The sequence below is a fragment of the Enterococcus sp. DIV0901a genome, from assembly GCF_051711525.1.
Lineage (GTDB): Bacteria > Bacillota > Bacilli > Lactobacillales > Enterococcaceae > Enterococcus_B > Enterococcus_B faecium.
The window spans coordinates 1,704,741-1,720,498 of the sequence record NZ_JBIOMW010000001.1 but is presented as its reverse complement, the minus strand read 5'-3'; the positions used below and the strand labels follow the sequence as shown (position 1 = coordinate 1,720,498).

Below are 15,758 nucleotides of genomic sequence, written 5' to 3'. Positions count from 1 at the left end.
TTTAATATTTCATCTGTTGTGAGGCTTTTTGGAAAATATGACATTTCCATTTCTTATCATATACTGTATTTTTTTATGAGGGAGGTTTAAGTATGCGACAAGAAACGAGAGAACAGTTACTAAATTTATTATCTGAAGCAACTACTTTGACGACACAGGAGATTGCTGATTCTATCTCATTAAGTCGCTCAGCAACAAGCTTATATTTGAATGAGTTATTAGATCAAAATGAAATACAAAAAAGCGGAACAAAACCAGTGTATTGGTCAATTGCCGAATCAGAAAACAAAGGTGGGAAAGACGCGTTTGCTCAGTATATTGGAAGTAATGGCAGTGCTAGACGAGCAATTGAGACGTGTAAGGCAGCGGTATTGTATCCACCATTAGGATTACCACTTCTTTTGCATGGAGCAAGTGGAGTTGGAAAAAGTTTTTTAGCACACTTAATTTTTAAATATCTTAAAGAAAACAAGTGTAAAGGAACAAAAAATTTCTTTGTTTTCAATTGTGCAGATTACGCCAATAACCCTGAGTTATTATCTTCTATTCTATTCGGACACACAAAAGGTGCTTTTACAGGAGCAGAAAAAGAAAAGGTTGGTCTTTTAGCGCAAGCTGATGATAGTGTTTTATTTTTAGACGAAGTACATCGATTATCTCACGAGAATCAGGAAAAACTATTTCAATTTATGGATACAGGGAATTTTCGGCCTATCGGCGAAGAAGCAGAAATGATTTCTTCGAATGTTCGATTATTATTTGCAACGACTGAAACGCCTGAAGAAGCACTATTACCGACATTTTATCGACGTATTTCCGTTATTGTTGAATTACCAGCTTTTCATGAACGACCAATATTTGAGCGTGTAGAGCTAGTCAAATATTTGTTTGAAAGAGAAGCAAAGCGAATAAAAAAGAATATAGTTATTTCAAACGAGAATTTTTTTGCCTTAACAACACAAGAACTTTCAGGTAATATTGGAAGCTTATCAAATCAGGTAAGGATGAGTTGTGCTGATGCATTAAGGCTGACACCTCATAGTCAAACATTATTTATAGGTCAAGATAAGAAAACAACAGTTAAAATAACTTACCCTTCTACATCTAGTCCATCTATTGAGGAATACCAGATTTTTGCAGAGAGACTGATGCCTATATTAGATATAAATGAATTTGCTGAATTAAAAGAAAAATTACAAAAATTTGATAGTCAATACTTAGAAAATGTAGTGACTTTGTCAAATGATAGTTTGTCTTTAAGTATGAAAACAAGCATCCAAAAGCAAAATCGTAGAATCATTGACAATGAAGCGATGACGCTAGAACCCCTTGAAATTGTTTGCAGGTTACTACAAATCTTAAAAGGAAAACTACCAGAAAAAAATTTAAAAGAAAAAATACATCTACTATCAAAACAGTATCCTAGAACTATACTTTTAACTACTAATCTCACAAGAGAGCTTCCTCTAGAAATTCGCCCCTTTGTTACTTTCTTCTTAGGTGTAATGCTGATCGGCAAGGTCTCAGAAGACATCCGTTACCAAGCATTACTAGTAGCTCATGGAAACGCGACTGCTAGTAGTATTCAAGCTGTGGCAAATAAAATGTGTGGAGATTACGTTTTTGATGCTATCAATATGCCTTTATCATCTTCTGCTAGAGATATTATCACAAAAGTTAATGATTGGCTTTCAGAAAGAGATACATCTGAAGGAGTGATCATGCTTGTGGATATGGGCTCATTAACTCATTTATATAAGAGCTTGAAGCCTCAAATTTTAGGAGAATTATTAGTTATTAATAATTTAACTACCTCTTATGCACTAGAGATTGGACAGCAACTAATCAATGGAAATCTTTTTTATGAGATTGCAAAAACGGCAGAAAGTGATTTTGTAACGAATATCCAGTATTTTGAAGGTTTTGCCGTAGAAAAAAATGTCATTATTTCCAGTATATCTGGTCGTGATATTGCTAAGAAAATAAAAATGATCTGTGAAAAATACTTTAATCCTGATATTAAGCTAATCGTATTAAATTACGGAGAATTAGTGAGCGCATTAGAACGCGCTTCTTCGGAAGAAGGATATTTGAAAGAGACGGCGTTGATCTTGACAACTTCCTATCTGGATAACACAACCCCGGTTCCCAGTATTAATCTAATTGATGTTTTGGATGAAGATGCAGAGAATAAATTGAATAGACAATTGAAAAACCTAATTCATCCTAGTAGTGTTCCATTATTAACGAACGAATTCATCCATTTCTTTTCAAAAGAAGGCTTATCTGAAAAACTCGAATTTTTAAACCCTGATGTAATTATCCGGCAAGTAGAAGATGTAGTAGAAAAGTGCGAGAAAAGATTCAGTCTTCAGTTGAATGCTAAAATGAAGTTCAATTTAATGATGCATCTAGCTTTGATGGTCGAACGAACGATACTTGGTGCAAAAGACTATCCAGTCCCAGAAGATATCAACCAGCTGAAAATCAACAACAAATTGTTTTATCAAAATACACAAACGATTTTCTATACTTTGGAACAGTTTTATAAAATCAAAATATCGACATGGGAATTATATATACTTTATGAAATTTTAGCAGGATAGAAAGTATGAATCCATCTGTTTGAATATTTTTTATTTGAGTATGATCAATACCACTAAACGTGTATCATTGATTAGTTTTCTTTTATTCATTACTTTTAAATATTTATAGTCATAGATAAGCTTCATGTAGGAATTCGTCAGCCGCGTATTATTCTACATGGAGTTTAATTTTTGTATGGTGATCCAGTCAAACTTTATTTAGGATAGAACGTGTAAGCCATGATATTTTTAGAGAATATACGGTTTAAGATATTGAAAGCTGTTCTCAATTTTTTAATTTAAAAAATTTGAAAAAGCGTTTGATTATTTATATTACGACTTAGTGCAATAAAAAACGCTTTTTAACAGTACATGTAGTCGTCTTTATAATAGATAAACTCTGTAATATTAGTTAAAAAGCTATAAGTTGCACTTAGTTAAGTGCAACCATTTCATATTGTCGTTAGTTTAGAAAACGCTTATATTAGCAATGTAAGGAGAGATGATAATGCAGCAGCTAACAAAAAGAGAAAGGCAGCTTTTGATTTACTTGGTGGAAATGTCTGAACCGGTAACAATCAAAAAGTTGGCTGAAAAAGAAAATGTTAGTGTTCGGACGATAAAATACGATCTAGATGATATAAGAGAGTGGCTGAATGAGCGGAAGCAAGTCCTATATAGCAAACGTAGTCAGGGAATTTGGATGAATATTAGTAGCTCTGATCGAATCAAATTAAAAAGCGAATTGATGGATGTTAATCGTTTTGAAATATTTGCAGATCAAAGTCTCCGAATCAAACGTTTACTAATTATGCTTTTAGTAACAAAAGAAGCTATTACTGGAATGAAAATGGCCAACGCATTAGATGTCAGCAAAGATACGATCATGAATGATTTAGATGTGCTGGAAAATAATTTTCTTAAGGAAGGATTGACCTTGAATCGTCAGGCGCGAAAGGGTTTTTGGATCACAGGAGAAGAACGTCTAGTTCGATTAACGATTGAAGAGATTCTTCAAAAAGAGTTCACGGATTATGACATTTATAAATTAATGTCATTGTTATTGAACGGCGGTGAGACTGAATACTTTGAAATGTATTCTGCTACTGCTACACCTATCCAAGAGGTATTTAATCAAGTAATCATTCGAATGCGGCACTTACTGGAATTTGAAAATCTAGAGAAACTGAATTACGCGGAATTACTAAATATTCTGATTCGAGTGACAATTGCTACCGTTCGCTTACGCAAAGAGGCTACGATTGGTCGTTATCAATTGGTTGCTGAACAAGAATTAGACAAAAACGATCTTTCTTATCGCGTCATGCAGCAGGTCTTTGATTATTATCAGTTGCCACTGTTCGAGGATGAATATCATTATATCTATAGTGATACATTCGACACGATTCACCAGCAAGACGTCATGAAACTAGTTGAGAATGTGATTTATAAAGTAAGTAAAGCAATCAACCATTCTTTTTATCAAGATCCACAATTGTTGACGAATCTGTATGCTCATTTATCCATGCGATTATCGAGAAAGAAAAAATTTGTCAATGAATATAATCCTTTTAAAGAAGATATCAAGCAGAAATACCCGGAATTATTTGATGCGATCAAGCAAGCAGTTCGACAAGAAATAAGTGAACAAAATATTCTGATCAATGATTCTTTCGTGGCATATATTGCCTTACACTTTTTGGTTTCCTACGAAAGAGAAGAAGATCTACGAAGCGTTAGAGCCGTCTACATTTGTTCAACAGGGTTGGGTGTGACTAGTCTGATCAAGCAAAAGATCAATGAAGAATTAAATAATATCACTATCGTGGCATTTGCTTCAGTATTGAATGCGCAAGAAATGATTGCCACCAAAGATCCTGATTTGGTGATTAGTATTTTTCCAATCAATGGCATCGATCGTCCTTTCATCAAAGTCCATCCATTACCCACTGAACAGGACTTGAAAAAAATTCAACAAATAATAAAAAAAATACTTGCTTCTTCCAATCAGCAGGAAAGGCATAACTTGAATCTTAGAGAAACGTCCATCAATAAAGATACTTTAGAAGACTTTAGCAAGGAATTGATTTTGAAAGCTTATACGATTTATGAACGTTTACTTGTCATTTTGGAAGCAGAATTGATCCAAGAATATCGAGAAGCTTTTTTGCTTCATGTATTCTTAATGGTTCATCGTATCACATTTGATCAACAATATATGGCAGAAGGTCGTCAAGTAGACCAGATTATTTTAGACAAAGGAACACTGGTAGGAAAAATCGAAGCAGTTTTTGCAGAAAATAATTTAGGAATCAATCAGTCAGAAATCAGTGCATTATTCTCATATATAAAAGAAGGAGCGTCAAGTTAGTGAAAATGTCAGACGAGGCTTTAAAAATTATCGAGGAAAGTCAAAATCGGGAAAAGTTAAAACAAGTGATTGAACTAATTGAAGAGCGATTAGTAGAACATGCTATTGTACCAACCGAGTTGCAGTGGACCATTCTAATTAATCACTTGAATGAGATGCTGAAACGTTCTCAAAGAAAGGAAACGATTCCCGTAGTCGATCGGGATTTGTTCAAAGAAGTATCCAAAGAAGCCATAACTATTTCTGATGAAATAGTTAGAAGTATCGGTAATTTAACTGATGATGAAATATATGTTTTGTCGATTCATTTTGAAACAGCAAAAAATAATTAATATTTAGGAGGAAACAATCATGATTAAAGTAGTTATTGCAGACCGTATGGGTAAAGGACAAAATGTGGCCAAAGGGGTAGAAGCAGCTGGCGGAAAAGCAGTTGTCGTACCAGGAATGGGGGCAGATATGCGTTTGGGCGATGTGATGCAACAAGAGCATGCAGATATGGGTATCTCTTTTTGTGGTAGTGGTGGTGCAGGTGCATTAACAGCAGCAACAAAATATGGCTATCCAGAACGACATGGTATGCGTTCGATTGAAGAAGGGATCACAGCTATCAAGGATGGTAAAACTGTTCTAGGTTTCGGCTTTATGGATCAAGAGGAATTAGGAAAACGTCTGACAGAAGAATTTATCAAAAAGCATGGAAAATAGAAAGAGGGACATGAAATGAGCGTTCAAAAGACAATTCAGCAAAAAGTTATCGTCTCCGGTAAAGGGGAAACAAAGCAACATGCTTTTGCATCAGCGTTAGCAGAAATTCAAAACAAAATAATGGAACAATCAAACGTATTATTGCGAATCGAACCAGTCAATGTGGATATTTTAAAGGCGGTCGAAAACAAATACACAGAACGCTTTCTATTTTTCTTCTTCCCACGGCAATGTATTAGCTATGAAGTCGAACTCTCTGTTACTGTGGCTGTAACAGAAATAAAATTGGCAGACATATCGTTCAGCCAGCAAATGACTGAAGATCCAAATGGGATTGCCATTCCATTTGTAACTAAAAAAATCTAATTTTGAATCATAAGGGGGAAAGAATAACGTGGATTTCGTAATCATTCTAGTCAAATCGGTCATTATCGGGGGATTACTTGGTTTTGCAGCATCTGTCGGGGCAGCTCGAATGTTTCATGCACCTAATACACAAGGTTTAGGAGCTTTTAGAACATTAGGCGAAATGAATGCCTGCATGGGTGATCCAGCTTCTCATTTTTCATTTGGTTTAGGCTTTTTCTTTAATGCATGGGCTTCTTCAGTTGGTGCTGGTGCATTCACACAAGATGTGACGCATCGAATCATTCCCAATTGGGCAGCGGCAGCACTTCTAGCAAAAAACAAAGATGTCACCCAGACCATGCATGATCCGAAAAAAATGGGGATCATTGGAGCGGTTATCGGGGCAGTGGTGGTAGCCTTCTTAAAAACAACAGCTGCAGCAATTCCAGAGGCGTTACAAGTGACGGCGGTTTCCGTTTTGGTACCAGCAGCGACGATTCTGATTAATACAGTAATGCCAGTTATTTTTTGGTTGGCAGCTTTAGACGCAGGGAAACGAACTGGTTTTTGGGGCACTCTTTTTGGTGGTGTCGCGCAATTGATTATGGGAAATGCGGTACCTGGTGTTGTTCTAGGAATCTTGATTGGTAAAGGCGTCGATGAGAGCGGTTGGAATCGCGTCACGAAGAGCATGATGATCGCTATTGTTTTATTATTTATTTTCAGTGGATTTTTCCGTGGATTTGATATGGAAATGATCAAGAGCTTCCAGCTTCAAGTGCCTAATTGGCTTGATAACTTGCACAACATCTTTAGTGTGAAATAGGAGGAGAATCATGGAGACAACAGAAGAACAAGCAAAAGTATTAGAAGCAAAGCGGCAAAAGAGCTTTTGGTTTGCAGACTGGTCTTTTCCGCTAATCGTAGGAATTATGTCCGCTGCTGTATTTGCAGGAACACACATGTATGTGATGTATGGTGTGGGTGCATTCAATGAAGTTTCGATCGTGGCGATGTTAAAAGCCGGGCTGGATGGCGGATCCTATGGCGCAGCGGCAGCGTTTGGTGCTAGTTTCTTATTTGCCAGAATTTTAGAAGGCTCTTTAGTTGGGATCTTGGACTTAGGCGGTTCGATCCTAACTGGGATCGGAATTGGGGTACCAGCAATTCTCTTAAGTATGAAAATAGCGGCACCAATCGATAATTTTGCACTCTCTTTATTGACTGGTTTGGTTCTAGATTTGATTGTTGGTGGCATCATTGTCTTGATTCGTAAATTTACGATCAATCAATCAAATTCCACTTTTGGTGCTGACGTCATGATGGGGGCAGGAAATTCATCTGGACGTTTTTTGGGTCCATTAATTATATTAAGCGCGTGTGCAGCATCTATTCCAATCGGCATTGGCGCTACATTAGGAGCACTAGGATTCTATGCTTGGAAAAAACCAATTGCTGGAGGTGCTATTTTAGGAGCAATGATTTTAGGAGCAATCTTCTCGGCAGTAAATTAATAGAAAGAGGGTCATTAAATGTTTGATACTTTGATTAAAAATGGAAGGTTGGTTGATGGATCTAAAATAGAGGTCGCTATAGAAAAAGGCATGATTAAAGCAGTTGCAGCAGAAATAAATCAGCCGGCGCAAGAAGTAGTTGACTTGGAGGGAAAGTATTATTTATCCGCTGGGTGGATCGATGATCATGTCCACTGCTATGAAAAGATGAATCTTTATTATGACTATCCTGATCAGATAGGGGTCGAAAAAGGTGTGACGACGGTCATTGATGCTGGAACTACGGGAGCAGAAAACATCCGTGAATTTTATCAATTGACGAAATCGGTCAAGACAAATGTGTATGCGCTAATGAATATCTCTAAATGGGGCATTGTCAAACAAGATGAACTTGCTGATCTAACAAAGATTCAAGAAGATCTAGTAAGTACTGCGTTAGCAGAACTGCCGGAATTTATTGTCGGGATCAAAGCGAGAATGAGTAAGACAGTTGTTGGTGAAAATGGCATTAAGCCATTAGAATTAGCTAAAAAAATCCAGACAGAAAACAATGATCTGCCATTGATGGTTCATATCGGTTCTGCACCTCCTGAGTTAGAAGAAGTATTGTCAAGAATGGAAAGAGGCGATGTATTGACCCATTGTTTTAATGGAAAACCAAACGGTATTTTAGATCCAAAGACAGATCAAATTAAAAACTTTGTCTGGGATGCTTACAATAATGGTGTCGTCTTTGATATTGGACATGGGACGGATAGCTTTAATTTCCATGTGGCAGAAACCGCACTAAAAGCAGGAATGAAAGCTACCTCTATTAGTACGGATATCTACATCCGCAATCGTACAAATGGCCCAGTTTTTGATCTAGCAACTACTTTAGAAAAATTGAGGGTAGTCGGCTATTCTTGGGAAGAAATCATTGAAAAAGTTACAGCAGTTCCTGCACGGAATTTTCATTTGAAGAATAAGGGCCAGTTAGCTGTTAATTATGATGCAGATTTGACGATATTTGAGATTGTTGAAAATGAAAAGGAATTGAAAGATTCCAACGGATTTACACGTATAGCTAAAGAACAAATTTTACCGATTAAAACAATTATTGGAGGCGTCATATATGACAATTAGCTATGGAAAGTTTGATTTAAAAGAAGTCATTAATGCATCGGGAAAAATGACGATCCTAGGGGTTTCTAAGGTATCTGAAAGTGTCCTAGCAGCACAACGATTTGGAGGCGAACATTTTTTTGAGATGAGTGATCTTGCCATCAAAACCGGCGCTTATCTTTCTCAATTACTGAAAGTGGAAGATGCGCAAATCGTTTCTTCTGCTTCAGCAGGGATTGCTCAATCTGTTGCTGCTTTAATCGGACAGGGCGACATGTACCATGTCTATCATCCCTATACAGAAAAAATCGCTAGACGGGAAATCATCATACTTAAGGGACATAATGTAGATTATGGGACACCGGTTGAAGTAATGGTTGCTCAAGGTGGAGGAAAAGTCATAGAAGCTGGCTATGCAAATATGTGTACACCGGAACATGTTTCCATGATGATTACGGAAAAAACTGCTGCGCTTCTATATATTAAAAGTCATCATGCAGTTCAGAAAAGTATGCTGACGGTGGCAGAAATGGTAGAAGTTGCCAAAGCTCATCGTTTGCCATTGATCGTTGATGCAGCTGCGGAAGAAGATTTATTCAAATATAGCGAAATGGGCGTTGACTTAGTGATTTACTCTGGGGCAAAAGCAATCGAAGGTCCGAGTGCCGGACTGGTCATAGGAAAAAAGAAGTATATTCAATGGATTCGGCTACAGTCTAAAGGTATTGGCCGAGCAATGAAAATCGGTAAAGATAATATTTTAGGCTTTACCCAGGCACTAGAAGATTATTTAAAAAATGGGAGCGAATCCGGTGACTCCATGAAGCAACGATTAGCGCCTTTTGTTAACGCAATCAATCAACTTCCTGACCTTTCAGCGAAAATAGTTCAAGATGGTGCCGGCAGAGATATTTATCGAGCAAGTGTAACGATTAATGGCGATAAAAGTGCGAAAGAAGTCATTCAGGAATTAAAAGCACGAAATCCAGCAGTCTACACCCGAGAATATCAAGCAAATAACGGAATCATTGAGTTCGACATTCGTTCCGTCAGCCAAAACGAAATGGAAAAAATTATAAAAAGATTGAGAGAAATCATGTAGGAGGCTTTTAAATTGTCAGTTATCCCAAATTATTATAAAAATCGTGTATGTTTAAATGTATTAGCTCATTCAGTTGAAAATGCAAAAGCATGCTATGAAGCAGCGGAAGGGCATGTCGTACTAGGTGTGCTATCGAAAAATTATGCTAGCGATAAAGCAGCAATCGAAGATATGAAAAGGTACCAAGACGCAACCAATAATGCGTTGTCAGTTGGATTAGGCGCTGGAGATCCAAACCAAAGTCAGATGGTTTCGCGTTTATCTGGGGTTTTACAACCACAACATGTCAATCAAGTATTTACTGGCGTGGGGACTTCTCGTGCTTTATTGGGCCAAAATGATACAGTCATCAATGGATTGGTTTCACCAACAGGTAAGATCGGCTATGTCAATATTGCTACAGGTCCGTTAAGTTCACAAGCGCCAGCAGCTGAAGTGCCTATTGAAACTGCCATTCAAATGCTGCAAGACATGGGAGGTACTTCAATCAAGTATTTCCCGATGAAAGGCTTAGCACATAGGGAAGAATTTAAAGCAGTTGCGGAAGCTTGCGCAAAATATGAATTCTATTTAGAGCCAACAGGAGGAATTGATCTTTCAAACTTTGAAGAAATTCTGAAAATTGCAATCGATGCAGGTGTAAAAAAAGTGATTCCTCATGTTTATAGTTCAATTATAGATAAAGAAACAGGAGATACGCGTATAGGAGACGTAAAGATACTATTAAGCATGGTAAAAAAAATTATTCACTAACTCATTAGAAAATAAGAAGCTTATTCCAGAATGAAATTAAATGGAATAAGCTTTTTATAATTAATTACGGAAATTGTTAATGTAGATAATAATTTAGATGTACGTAAGCAGAAGTACAGAAATGTAAGATTTTCCAATATTATTTTATTCAACATAATAAATCGTATATCAATTTTTTTAGCGAAATTTCTATTTATTCCAAGAATTTCAGTTATTACGGAATCATTTTGTGCTTAATAAAAAGAAACCGTTTTTATATACTATAAATGTAGAAAGGCGGTAGGAAAATGAAAAAAATTATTGCAATCACATCCTGTCCAGTTGGTATTGCCCATACATACATGGCAGCAGAAAACTTAGAGAAAGCGGGGAAAGCAGTTGGCGCCGAGGTAAAAGTCGAAACACATGGTTCCATCGGTATTGAAAATGAATTGACTGCAAGAGATATCGAAGAAGCAGCTGGTGTAATCATCGCAGCAGATACTAAAATAGATAAATCACGATTCGGCGGTAAACCTTTGATAACCGTAGGTGTGCAAGAAGGAATCCACCATGCAGATGAGTTGGTGAGAGATATTTTAGCAGGAAAAGCGCCAGTCTATAAAAGTACGGAGGCAATTATTTCTTCCGAAAATAAAAGTGAATCAGAAAATTTAGGTAAAAAAATCTATAAGAGTTTGATGAATGGCGTTTCGTACATGGTACCTTTCGTAGTTACAGGAGGGTTATTGATCGCGATTTCTTTAACATTAGGAGGAACAGCTACACCTGAAGGGATCAAGATACCAGAAGGAACGATTTGGGCAACGATGAATAGTATCGGAAGTATCGCTATGGGGTTGATGGTTCCAATTCTATCTGCATTTATTGCGCAAAGTATTGCAGATCGTCCAGGACTTGTTCCTGGATTTGTTGGTGGGATGTTAGCGGCAAACGGAGCATTATATGGTAGTGATGCGAATGCGGGATTCTTAGGCGGGATCATCACTGGATTTTTAGCAGGATTCATTGCTTTAGGAATCAAGAAAGTGCGAGTACCGAAAGCTTTACAATCGATCATGCCAATTATTGTTATCCCAATTTTAGGATCATTGGCAGTTGGTTTTGTGTTTATCTATGTTATTGGAGAACCAGTAGCTCTTCTATTTAGTTCATTGACTCACTTTTTAGCAGGGATGCAAGGAGGAAGTGAAATTGTTCTAGCTATGATCTTAGGAGCGATGATTGCTTTTGATATGGGGGGGCCGTTCAATAAAGTAGCCTTTTTGTTCGGATCTGGCTTGATTGCAGAAGGCAATTATTCCATTATGGGGCCAATTGCTGTAGCTATCTGTATCCCTCCATTAGCATTGGGGCTGGCATCATTGATTTTAAAAACCAAATTTACGAAAACAGAACGAGAAGCTGGTAAGGCGTCCTTAGCAATGGGACTGTTTGGGATTACAGAAGGCGCTATTCCGTTTGCTTCAACAGATCCACTACGGGTGATTCCAAGCATTGTAGTCGGGGCAATGACAGGAAGTGTGATCGCGATGCTTTCAGGAGTGACAGATCATGTAGCTCATGGCGGTCCGATCGTAGCGGTTTTAGGAGCAGTGGATCACGTAGCCATGTTTTTTGTAGCAGTGATTGCTGGTATTGCTGTAACCGTGCTAATGTTAAGAATCCTTAAACCGACATTACAACAAACTGCGGTTGCTGCAGCAAATGGTGTGACAGTAGCAGATCTATCAGAGACTGAAACAAGTGATGTTTATACGAAAACTGAAACTTTTGATTCTATCACGGATATTATGTCAGATGAAGCAATCGTTTTAGGTGAAACAGCAACAACAAAAGACGGAGTAATCGAAGATTTAGTCCAACGTTTAGAAAAAACAGCGGCGATCACAGATAAAACCAGATTTAAAGAAGTCATCTATGATAGAGAACATGAAAGTACAACGGGAATCGGTATGGGGATTGCTATTCCACATGGAAAATCAGCTTATGTTCTTAAACCAACAGTGGCATTTGCCAGAAGTCAATCTGGGGTAGATTGGCATTCTTTAGATGGAAAACCTGCACATATGATCTTTATGATTGCTGTACCTGAAAACAGCCAAGGTGATATGCACTTGAAAATACTGCAACGTCTATCACGTAAATTGATGGATGATGACTTCCGTCAAGCACTGATGGAAGCGCCAGATAAAACAGCAGTTCACCAATTATTAAGCGAAATGTAACATAAGATGAAAAATCGACCGTGATGAGACATAATAGATGTGTTATCATGATCGATTTTTTATTTAGAAGGGAGTTTCTGCACATTATGAATCAGCGTCAGCAATCTTTGATCTATCAATTAAGTGAGAACAATAATTATATAACAACAAAAAAGCTAGCAGAGCATTTCCATGTGTCAGAAAGAACGATTCATAGCGATTTGAATACCATTGAAACTTGGTTGAGAGACAAACATCTGCCTTTAATGTTTGAAAGAAAAAAAGGTACAGGTATCTTGTTGAATGGTCTGCCTCACGAAAGGGAACAACTGAAACGAGCGCTTAATGAAGAGACTCAAACAGAAATGGATAAAAAACAGCTTCGTCAGTTATTGATTTTCCATCTACTAGTAGCAAAAGACGGATTTAGTCTTGAAGAACTTTCAGAAAAACTATATGTTGGAAAACGTACGATTCGTAAAGAATTGACAGAGTTGCAAAGCTTTTTTGAGTATCACCATTTACAGCTAGTATCCAAAACAAAACTAGGAACTTTTCTTAAAGGCGATGAACAAGAAAAAAGACAGTTGCTTGTTAAGACATTACGAAATATGCAGAAAGAAGATCCGCAAAGTCCGTCGTTGAAAGAATTCTTCGCTAAAGATACATTAAAAGTTATCCAACATACATTACAAGATGTTTTTTATGAAAACCATTTAGAACAGCCGAATGGACTGGCTAGTGTGGAGATTCACATCTACTTTATGCTCGAGCGAATGAAACAGTACCAGAAAGTGAAATTAAGTAAAGACGAAAACGAAGTCGTGGAACACACCCAAGCACAAAAGTTAAGTAGTCAAATATTAGCAAAACTAGCCACCATCTATCCAATTGAATTTTCTCCTGATGAAATCAATTATCTGGCTTTGCGTATCGCCAATCTTTTTACAAATTCACAAGCAGCCACACGTTTTCAAAAGGAATCTAGCGCACTTGCTGATCATTTGATCGAACAAGTGGAACAGTTTCTAGGCTATTCATTAAAAGAAGATCAGCTACTAAAACAAAATTTAAGGTCTCATCTATCTTCAACTTATTTTCGACTCCATTATGGTTTGCAGATTTCTAATCCATTGACGAAAAATGTGTTTAGTACGTACACACAACTTTTCTTAGTTTTACAGTTAATTTTAGAAGATTATTTTGAAAAGGAAAATTTTTATGTTCCACAAGAGGAGACAGCTTATTTAACGATCCATTTCCAAGCAGCGATCGAGCGACACAAACATCAGAAAAGTAGAAGATATCAAACGGTTTTAGTTAGTGAATATTCAAAAGCTATGGCTACTTTTCTCGAAGCACGGCTGAACAGAGAACTTCCAGAATTAACGATTATGGATCTAGTTGAATATAAGCCAGAATTAAAGAGGCAAGATTTTCCCTCTGTTGATTTTATCTTGGCTACGTTACCATTTAAACATATAAGCATTCCAGTAATCGAGATCTCACCAATGATCACAGAAACTGATCTAGCCTATTTGACAAAATATATGCTGGAGCATGTGCCTATCAAGAAGAAAAAAACATTTGATCTAGCAAGCTTTACTCATCCATTTCTGATCTTTCCTCAACTTGAACGGACAGACCCAGCCGATATTTTAAACTTTATGGGAAACGTCTTAGTGGAACATCATTATGTGGAGCCGGAATTCATCGATTCTGTCTTGGAAAGAGACAGTCACTCCAGTACTAGAGTAGCACCATTTGTAACAATCCCTCACGGTAATCCGCTGTATGTGAAGCATTCGATGATTTCTATTGCTACAATGAAAGAACCAGTCCTATGGCACGGGGAACAGATACGTATCGTACTGCTATTAGCAATAAAGAAAAATGATTTGAAACATGCAGAGTTCAAAAAAATATTTTCTGTTATTCACTATTTAGAAAAGCAGCCAGAACAAATGGCTCAGTTGATGCAATCCAATCATCCGCTAGAAATCTTAACGTTGTTATCTAGTTATGAATAAGTAGCGATTAAAAAACTGCCTTTATATTTATAATAATTCTATCTATTTATTTGGAAGTAGAAAACTAAATACAAAAAAAGAGGATGTGGCCAAAGTTGTGGCACATCCTTTTATTTTGAGTTTCTTATAATTTTTTATAGTTGCTTACGATGTCTTGACTACTGGTAAACGGTGTTCAAGAGACAATTTGTCGGCAATAAGGCACAATTTTGTAAAATATGGAAAGCTATTTTTTTAACATTGTTTCTTAGTGCTTGAAAAATCATTTTGAATACTTCTTTATACGATCGATGTACGTTGATTTAAGTTTAAAACTTTTCTTTTGATTCCTTCTCTGACTTTTCTGAATTCCGCTAATATTTCTTCTTCGCTCCCGACAGCTTGTGCAGGATCTTTTAGGTCCCAGTGAAGGTGTTCGTGATTGTTTGGAATGGCAGGGCACTTGTCTTTGGCATCACCACAAAGTGTAATGATCAAGTCTGCCTGAGTAAAGTAATCTCTATCAATCAAATCAGACGTCTGTTTGGAAATATCGATGCCGTCTTCTGCCATGATTTTTACAGCTCTTGGATTCAAGCCATGTGTCTCGATTCCCGCACTTCTGATCTCAAACATTGAAGGAGACAAGTATTTACGCGCGTAGCCTTCTGCTATTTGACTGCGACATGAATTGCCCGTACATAAGAAATAGATTTTTTTCATTTGATTTCCTCCGTTATGGATTAGTAAATGTCACTGTTTATCTAAAGTAAACTCTATGTGATGGAGCGAAAAAAACAATGGGTTTCTTAGTTTATATATTTCTTTTTGTTCAGCGTATAAATCGATGTGTACAAAGAACTCATCTTGTCTTTTTTACCATAAATACATGTTAGAAACAATCATTTTGAGTCAAAAATCAACGATGTAACAGACTGTTAAAAGAGATTAAGACACGGCAGATGATGAAGAAAGTAGGGGTGTAGTAAGCCGATACATTTCTTGATTGTGAGGCGAGAACAATTATTCGTCTTTTAAGAAAAAAAGTAGTAGAATC

General features: G+C 36.9%; 13 protein-coding genes. 12 read left to right on the top strand and 1 reads right to left on the bottom strand.

Translation table 11 applies throughout. The features are described from left to right. Nucleotides 1–92: 92 nt before the first annotated feature. From IGL70_RS08205 to IGL70_RS08150, 12 genes are all read left to right on the top strand, one after another. Nucleotides 93–2,606, top strand: a complete 2,514-nt coding sequence (locus IGL70_RS08205; protein WP_104857789.1) for a sigma 54-interacting transcriptional regulator — start codon at nucleotides 93–95, stop codon at nucleotides 2,604–2,606. A 487-nt stretch (nucleotides 2,607–3,093) separates the two neighbouring features. Further along, on the top strand, nucleotides 3,094–4,956 hold the full coding sequence (locus IGL70_RS08200) for a BglG family transcription antiterminator (protein WP_002320342.1): 1,863 nt from the start codon (nucleotides 3,094–3,096) through the stop codon (nucleotides 4,954–4,956). After that, nucleotides 4,956–5,288 (top strand): PRD domain-containing protein, encoded by a 333-nt coding sequence (locus IGL70_RS08195; protein WP_104857788.1) that lies wholly within the window; start codon nucleotides 4,956–4,958, stop codon nucleotides 5,286–5,288. The genes IGL70_RS08200 and IGL70_RS08195 overlap by 1 nt, the downstream gene beginning before the upstream one ends. Before the next feature lie 19 nt (nucleotides 5,289–5,307). After that, nucleotides 5,308–5,664 carry a glycine-rich SFCGS family protein gene (locus tag IGL70_RS08190; protein WP_002288314.1) on the top strand — a complete coding sequence of 119 codons (357 nt, stop codon included), beginning with the start codon at nucleotides 5,308–5,310 and terminating at the stop codon, nucleotides 5,662–5,664. A gap of 15 nt (nucleotides 5,665–5,679) precedes the next feature. Next, the gene (locus tag IGL70_RS08185) at nucleotides 5,680–6,030 is read left to right on the top strand and encodes a DUF4312 family protein (protein WP_010728416.1); all 351 of its coding nucleotides are present in this window, start codon (nucleotides 5,680–5,682) and stop codon (nucleotides 6,028–6,030) included. 28 nt (nucleotides 6,031–6,058) lie between these two features. After that, nucleotides 6,059–6,838, top strand: a complete 780-nt coding sequence (locus IGL70_RS08180) for a DUF4311 domain-containing protein (protein ID WP_104873780.1) — start codon at nucleotides 6,059–6,061, stop codon at nucleotides 6,836–6,838. A 10-nt stretch (nucleotides 6,839–6,848) separates the two neighbouring features. Next, nucleotides 6,849–7,526, top strand: coding sequence for a DUF4310 family protein (locus tag IGL70_RS08175; RefSeq protein ID WP_104873779.1), 678 nt, complete (start codon nucleotides 6,849–6,851; stop codon nucleotides 7,524–7,526). 18 nt (nucleotides 7,527–7,544) lie between these two features. Next, a complete protein-coding gene (locus IGL70_RS08170) occupies nucleotides 7,545–8,651 on the top strand; it encodes an amidohydrolase/deacetylase family metallohydrolase (protein WP_002288305.1) in 1,107 nt (368 codons plus the stop codon). Beyond that, nucleotides 8,641–9,732: a DgaE family pyridoxal phosphate-dependent ammonia lyase gene (locus IGL70_RS08165; RefSeq protein WP_104873778.1), complete on the top strand. Its 1,092-nt coding sequence runs from the start codon at nucleotides 8,641–8,643 to the stop codon at nucleotides 9,730–9,732. The genes IGL70_RS08170 and IGL70_RS08165 overlap by 11 nt, the downstream gene beginning before the upstream one ends. A gap of 12 nt (nucleotides 9,733–9,744) precedes the next feature. Continuing rightward, nucleotides 9,745–10,485, top strand: a complete 741-nt coding sequence (dagF, locus tag IGL70_RS08160) for a 2-dehydro-3-deoxy-phosphogluconate aldolase (protein WP_104885222.1) — start codon at nucleotides 9,745–9,747, stop codon at nucleotides 10,483–10,485. A 287-nt stretch (nucleotides 10,486–10,772) separates the two neighbouring features. After that, nucleotides 10,773–12,713: a PTS fructose transporter subunit IIABC gene (locus IGL70_RS08155; RefSeq protein WP_104765294.1), complete on the top strand. Its 1,941-nt coding sequence runs from the start codon at nucleotides 10,773–10,775 to the stop codon at nucleotides 12,711–12,713. An 86-nt stretch (nucleotides 12,714–12,799) separates the two neighbouring features. After that, nucleotides 12,800–14,722 (top strand): BglG family transcription antiterminator, encoded by a 1,923-nt coding sequence (locus IGL70_RS08150; protein ID WP_002288297.1) that lies wholly within the window; start codon nucleotides 12,800–12,802, stop codon nucleotides 14,720–14,722. A 279-nt stretch (nucleotides 14,723–15,001) separates the two neighbouring features. On the opposite strand, the gene arsC is transcribed toward IGL70_RS08150, so the two are convergent. Then, the gene (gene arsC / locus IGL70_RS08145; RefSeq protein ID WP_113792399.1) at nucleotides 15,002–15,424 is read right to left on the bottom strand and encodes an arsenate reductase (thioredoxin); all 423 of its coding nucleotides are present in this window, start codon (nucleotides 15,422–15,424) and stop codon (nucleotides 15,002–15,004) included. Nucleotides 15,425–15,758 lie beyond the last annotated feature (334 nt).

Coding starts and splice junctions, on each gene's coding strand:
- IGL70_RS08205 (WP_104857789.1), top strand. CDS start 93: ATGCGACAAGAAACGAGAGAACAGTTACTAAATTTATTATCTGAAGCA.
- IGL70_RS08200 (WP_002320342.1), top strand. CDS start 3,094: ATGCAGCAGCTAACAAAAAGAGAAAGGCAGCTTTTGATTTACTTGGTG.
- IGL70_RS08190 (WP_002288314.1), top strand. CDS start 5,308: ATGATTAAAGTAGTTATTGCAGACCGTATGGGTAAAGGACAAAATGTG.
- IGL70_RS08185 (WP_010728416.1), top strand. CDS start 5,680: ATGAGCGTTCAAAAGACAATTCAGCAAAAAGTTATCGTCTCCGGTAAA.
- IGL70_RS08175 (WP_104873779.1), top strand. CDS start 6,849: ATGGAGACAACAGAAGAACAAGCAAAAGTATTAGAAGCAAAGCGGCAA.
- IGL70_RS08170 (WP_002288305.1), top strand. CDS start 7,545: ATGTTTGATACTTTGATTAAAAATGGAAGGTTGGTTGATGGATCTAAA.
- IGL70_RS08165 (WP_104873778.1), top strand. CDS start 8,641: ATGACAATTAGCTATGGAAAGTTTGATTTAAAAGAAGTCATTAATGCA.
- IGL70_RS08155 (WP_104765294.1), top strand. CDS start 10,773: ATGAAAAAAATTATTGCAATCACATCCTGTCCAGTTGGTATTGCCCAT.
- IGL70_RS08150 (WP_002288297.1), top strand. CDS start 12,800: ATGAATCAGCGTCAGCAATCTTTGATCTATCAATTAAGTGAGAACAAT.
- arsC (WP_113792399.1), bottom strand. CDS start 15,424: ATGAAAAAAATCTATTTCTTATGTACGGGCAATTCATGTCGCAGTCAA.